The organism is Nonomuraea sp. NPDC049625 (genome assembly GCF_040675285.1).
In the GTDB taxonomy this organism is placed as follows: domain Bacteria; phylum Actinomycetota; class Actinomycetes; order Streptosporangiales; family Streptosporangiaceae; genus Nonomuraea; species Nonomuraea angiospora_A.
The window spans coordinates 1-5134 of sequence record NZ_JBFAOQ010000005.1; the positions used below are offsets into that span (position 1 = coordinate 1).

Genomic DNA, 5134 nt, shown 5'->3' on the forward strand with positions numbered 1-5134 from the left:
GGCCGACGTTGGCGCGTCGGTCATGCTTGTGGATTCACATGATCACCGGGACGGTACACCCCTTCCCAGTGATCCACAGATCTCAAGCATTGCTCCTGCGGGCCGACGCGCGGCACAACCGCGTACGCATCCTCGAGGCCGCGCGGGAGGCATACGCCACGCGCGGGCTCGACGTGCCCATGGCGGCCATCGCGCGGCGCGCCGGGGTCGGCGTGGCCACGCTCTACCGGCGCTTCCCCTCACGGGAGTCGCTGATCACGGAGGTGTTCGGCGACAAGCTGGCCACGTGCGCGTCGGTCGTGGACGAGGCGCTGGCCGATCCGGACCCGTGGCGGGGGTTCTGCTCGATGATCGAGACGGTGTGCGCGATGCAGGTCGCCGACCGGGGGTTCACCGAGGCGTTCCTGACGGCGTTCCCCGACGCGATCGACTACGAGCGCACGCGGGTGCGGGCCGAGCAGGGCCTCGCCGAGGTGGTACGGCGGGCCAAGGCCGCCGGGCTGCTGCGGGCCGACTTCGACCCGGCCGACCTGACACTGCTGCTCAAGGCCAACTGCGGCGTCGCCACCGGGACGAACGAGGCCGCGGCGGCGGGGTCGCGGCGGCTGGTGGCGTACCTGCTGCAGTCCTTCCGCGCCCAGCACGCCGAGCCCCTGCCGCCGGTGCCGCCCCTCACCCTCGACCTCCTGCACGGGCAGGCGACGGCGCGGTAGCCCCGGGACATTGCCCGGGAAGTGCCCGGTCGGCGCCCTGGTCGGTCCCATCCGGCCGACCCGGTGGCCAGGGGCACGTCGCTCTCGATCTGGTCCCCGGCATGGGTCTCCTCGGTCCGTACGAGGACACCGCCCTTGACCTGCGTGAAGGTCCACACATGGACACCCCGGTCGATGCGCAGCCCTTCGCCGATCGCCGGGCCGGTCCAGCGGATGCACTTGTGGTGCTGCGGTTGCCGCACGGTGGAGGTGATGACCAGCGTTGTCGGCGGGCTGACGGGGGTCGCGGGCACCGGCGTGGTCCACCTGAACCGCGAGTTCTCGCGGAGCGGGCCGGAGTCCAGGCGCTTCATGCTGGTCACGGGCTTCTGCCAGGTCGGCCGGCCTTCCACGTCTGTCTGGAGTTCCCAGACCGTGCGCAGGGGCGCCCTGATCAAGGTCTCGGTCCGGTAGCGGATCTTGGCGGCGGGATCGACGCCTTCCCCCAGCACTGGAGCCCACCACCGTCGTAGCCGGTGACGGCCTGCGCGGGCGGGACGTGACCCGCGAGGCCGCCTGCGACGACGAGCGAGATCGTGAGCGTGCTGATACGCCTTGCTGACTGGGCCGACGACACCGATCCTTATGATCCTTTAACATCTAGAGTCCTAAAGTGCTAGCAAGCTAGATAAATGGAGAAATCGGTGATCGAGTTCCATCTGGACGGCAGGTCGGGCGTCTCGCCGTACCTGCAGATGGTCCAGCAAGTACGGCACGCGCTGCGGCTCGGCCTCCTACGCGAAGGCGACCAGCTGCCGACCGTCAAGGAGGTCGTGGCGCAACTGGCGATCAACGCCAACACCGTCCTCAAGGCCTACCGCGAACTCGAGCACGAGGGCCTGGTGGCCGCCCGGCCAGGGGTGGGGACGTTCGTGACGGCGACGCTCGCCGACACCTCCCTGGCCGCGCACGGCCCGCTGCGGATGGAACTGCAGCGCTGGCTCGCCAAGGCCCGCCGAGCCGGTCTCGACGACGAAAGCATCGAGGCCCTCTTCATGACCACCTTTCGGACCTTCGCTCAGGAGGACATAGCGTGACCGCTGTCCTGCAGGCCCAGGCACTGGGCAAGAAATACGGCAGACGCTGGGCGCTGCGCGAGTGCACCATCGACATCCCGGCAGGCCACGTCGTCGGGCTCGTGGGCCCCAACGGAGCCGGCAAGACCACGCTCCTGAAGCTCGCCAGCGGCCAGCTCCAACCCTCGGCGGGCGGCATCACCGTGCTCGGCGGCCGGCCCGCGGCCACACCCGCCCAGCTGGCCAGGATCGGGTTCGTCGCCCAGGACACCCCCGTCTACGCGGGCCTGACCGTCGCCGAACACCTACGGCTCGGAGCCCGGCTCAACCCCCGCTGGGACGACACCATGGCACGGGAACGCATCGCGCAACTCGGACTCGTCCCCGGACACCGGGCGGGCAAACTGTCCGGCGGCCAGCGCGCCCAGCTCGCCCTCACCCTGGGCCTGGCCAAACGGCCCGAGCTGCTGATCCTGGACGAGCCGGTCGCCTCCCTCGACCCGCTGGCCCGCCGCGAGTTCCTGCAGGCACTGATGGAGGCCACCGTCGAGCACGAGTTCAGCGTCGTGCTCTCCTCCCACCTGGTCTCCGACCTGGAACGCGTCTGCGACTTCCTCGTCGTGCTCGTCGACTCCCGCGTCCAGATCGCCGGAGAGGTCGAGGAGCTGCTCGCCACCCATCACCGCCTCACCGGCCCGCGCCGCGACCCCGACCGGCTGCCCGCCGACCAGCACGTGATCTCCGCACGCCACACCGAACGGCAGAGCACGTTCATCGTCCGTACCGACGCCCCTATCCACGACCCCGCCTGGACGGTCAGCCGGCTCAGCCTGGAAGACCTCGTCCTGGCCTACATGGACAAACGCACCGCCGAGAACCGGCGCGTCGCCCTGGAGGTCCAGCGATGATCTGGCTGACCTGGCGCCAGCTGCGCGGCTCGGCCGCGATGCTGGCCGCCCTGCTCGTCATCCTCGCCACCGTCCTGGCCCTGACCGGCCCGGACCTGGCCTCGGACTACTCCACCGGTATCGCCGCCTGCACCCAGGACGACACCTGCGGCCGCTTCTACGACCGGTTCTTCGACGGGTACGACATGCCCTTCATGGCCGTCAGCCTCATCGTGCTGCTCCTGCCCGCCGTCGTCGGGCTCTTCTGGGGAGCACCGTTGATCAGCCGCGAGCTGGAGACCGGCACGCACCTGCTGGTGTGGAACCAGACCATCACCCGCGGCCGCTGGCTGGCGGTCAAGCTCGGGCTCACCGGCCTGGTCGCCATGGCCGCCGCCTGCCTGTGCGGCCTCGCGGTGACCTGGTGGTCCGATCCCCTGGACAAGTCGGCCCCGGGCGACCTGGCCCTGATGGCTCCCCTGGTGTTCGGCGCGCGCGGCATCGCCCCGATGGGGTATGCGGCGTTCGCCTTCGTCCTGGGCGTGACCGTGGGCATGCTGGTGCGCCGCACCCTGCCCGCCATGGCCCTCACGCTGGCCGTCTTCGCCGCGATCCAGCTCGCCATGCCGCTGCTGGTCCGGCCCCACCTGATGACCCCGGTCACCTCGACCTTCGAGCTCAGCGAGACGAACATGGACGGCGTCGGCATAAACCGTGACCAGGGCGGACGTGTGGAGATCCGCCTGAATGCGGCTGTTCCCGGCCACGCGGGCGCCTGGGTCCTGTCCAGCGATCTCGTCGATCCGTCCGGACGTCCGACCGCCGGCCCCGAGCCCGGAATGGGGATCGTCCAGGTCTCGACGACGTCGGGACCCTGCGCACCGTCGGCATCACCGATCATGGGCGCGTGCACGACCGAGATCAACCGGCTCGGCTACCGGCAGAAGGCGACCTACCAGCCCCTGGAGCGCTTCTGGCCCTTCCAGTGGATCGAAACCGGGATCTACGCCCTGCTCACCCTCGGCCTCACCTGGCTCTCCTTCTGGTGGATCCGCAGGCGCCTGTCATGACCGCCATCAGGACCATGACGGCCGGACTCGCCCTCCTCCTGGCCGCGGCCTGCACGGCGCCGACGCCACCGCGCAGCGAGGCGAACGCCGCAGCCAGTACGGCCTGCGCACGCCCCCAGGGACCGACCGCGGCGGAGACCGCCACCACCATCGACGTCATCGAGCAGGCGTACTTCTGCATCCTCGGCAACTACTACAGCGGCGCCACCCTGGACGCCCGCTCGCTCCTGACCACCGCGTTCGCCGCCCTGACCCAGGAGCTCAACCGCAACGGACGCGACCTGCCCGAAGCCACCATGCCGGCGCTGACCGGCGACCGGAAAGCCGACTGGACCGCCTTCGAGACCGCCTACCGCAAGACCACCGACCAGCTCCCCGACCTGCGCGACCAACTGGCCGTCGCCACCCTCGAAGCCCTCGTCGCCGCCCTCGGCGACAACCACGCCGCCTGGGTCCACGACATCAAACGACCCCCCGACTACCACGACGGCGACGGCTACGGCCTGGGCCTCGAAGCGAACGTCAACGGCCCGCAGGTGCAGGGCAACCCCGGCGTCGCCCTCCCCCCGCTCTTCATCACCACCATCCAGGGCGGCGCGGCACAGGCCGCCGGACTGCGCCCCGGCGACCTCATCGAATCCATCAACGGATCGACGCCCTTCATCGACGGCAAGCCCACCCCCGCCATCGCCGCCCTCTACCCCCGATACCCGGAGGCGCGCCCGGTCCGGCTGCGGCTCCTGCGGCAGAGCACCGGCCGCCGCTGGAACGCGACGCTCGAACCCGGCCTCTACCAGCGCGACCTGGCCACCCTGCAAGTGGTCCAGTCGAAACTGCTGGACGACGACGTCGCCTACGTACGGATGCGCGGATTCGCCCCCGACTCCGCCGACAGAGTGCTCAAGGCGATCACCAGACTACGCACCGGCCGCACCCTCACCGGCGTCGTCCTGGACCTGCGCGGCAACGGCGGCGGCAGCCCCCAGGAGGCGATCCGGCTGGAGAGCGCGTTCGCCCACGGCAAGGCCACCGCCCACCTGTGCACCGTCGACGGCAAGTGCGAGACCCTGCGGACCGACGACACCGTCCCACTGGTCAACCTGCCACTGATGGTGCTCATCGACCGCAGCTGCGCCTCGGCCTGCGAACACTTCAGCTCCGCCGTCAAAGACCTGCGCGTCGGCCAGTTGATCGGCACCCGAACCGCCGGCGTCATCTCCGGACCGGCACAGCCGTACCTCCTCGCCAACAACACCACACTGAACTTCCCCACCCGGCACCACCTGGGGCCCGAACACGAGGTGATCGACCGGATCGGCGTACCGCCCGACCACCACGTACCCCTCACCCCGAAGGACGCGGCCACCGGGCGAGACCCCGCCCTGGCCAAGGCCCTGACCTTGCTGCAC

5 protein-coding genes and 1 pseudogene are annotated in these 5134 nt (G+C 70.4%); 5 read left to right on the forward strand and 1 reads right to left on the reverse strand.

All coding sequences use genetic code 11. From position 1 onward, the window contains the following. Window positions 1-68: 68 nt before the first annotated feature. Window positions 69-713, forward strand: a complete 645-nt coding sequence (locus AB0J87_RS22500; RefSeq protein ID WP_363967895.1) for a helix-turn-helix domain-containing protein — start codon at window positions 69-71, stop codon at window positions 711-713. A gap of 50 nt (window positions 714-763) precedes the next feature. Here AB0J87_RS22500 and AB0J87_RS22505 read toward each other — a convergent pair. Further along, a pseudogene (locus AB0J87_RS22505) lies at window positions 764-1204 on the reverse strand (SRPBCC family protein); the annotation flags it as partial. Between the two features lie 192 nt (window positions 1205-1396). Between AB0J87_RS22505 and AB0J87_RS22510 the strand changes: the two are divergent. The 4 genes from AB0J87_RS22510 to AB0J87_RS22525 all read left to right on the forward strand — a co-directional run. Beyond that, window positions 1397-1789 carry a GntR family transcriptional regulator gene (locus AB0J87_RS22510; RefSeq protein WP_350730930.1) on the forward strand — a complete coding sequence of 131 codons (393 nt, stop codon included), beginning with the start codon at window positions 1397-1399 and terminating at the stop codon, window positions 1787-1789. Next, a complete protein-coding gene (locus tag AB0J87_RS22515) occupies window positions 1786-2676 on the forward strand; it encodes an ABC transporter ATP-binding protein (protein ID WP_363967898.1) in 891 nt (296 codons plus the stop codon). The genes AB0J87_RS22510 and AB0J87_RS22515 overlap by 4 nt, the downstream gene beginning before the upstream one ends. Then, window positions 2673-3725: an ABC transporter permease gene (locus AB0J87_RS22520; protein ID WP_363967900.1), complete on the forward strand. Its 1053-nt coding sequence runs from the start codon at window positions 2673-2675 to the stop codon at window positions 3723-3725. Before AB0J87_RS22515 ends, AB0J87_RS22520 begins: the two co-directional genes overlap by 4 nt. Further along, the coding region (locus AB0J87_RS22525; protein ID WP_363967902.1) for a S41 family peptidase at window positions 3722-5134 on the forward strand (1413 nt) is incomplete at its 3' end. The genes AB0J87_RS22520 and AB0J87_RS22525, both read left to right, overlap by 4 nt.

Bases quoted from the DNA above. Each gene is read 5' to 3' on its own strand.
- AB0J87_RS22520 (WP_363967900.1), top strand. From the start codon at position 2,673: ATGATCTGGCTGACCTGGCGCCAGCTGCGCGGCTCGGCCGCGATGCTG.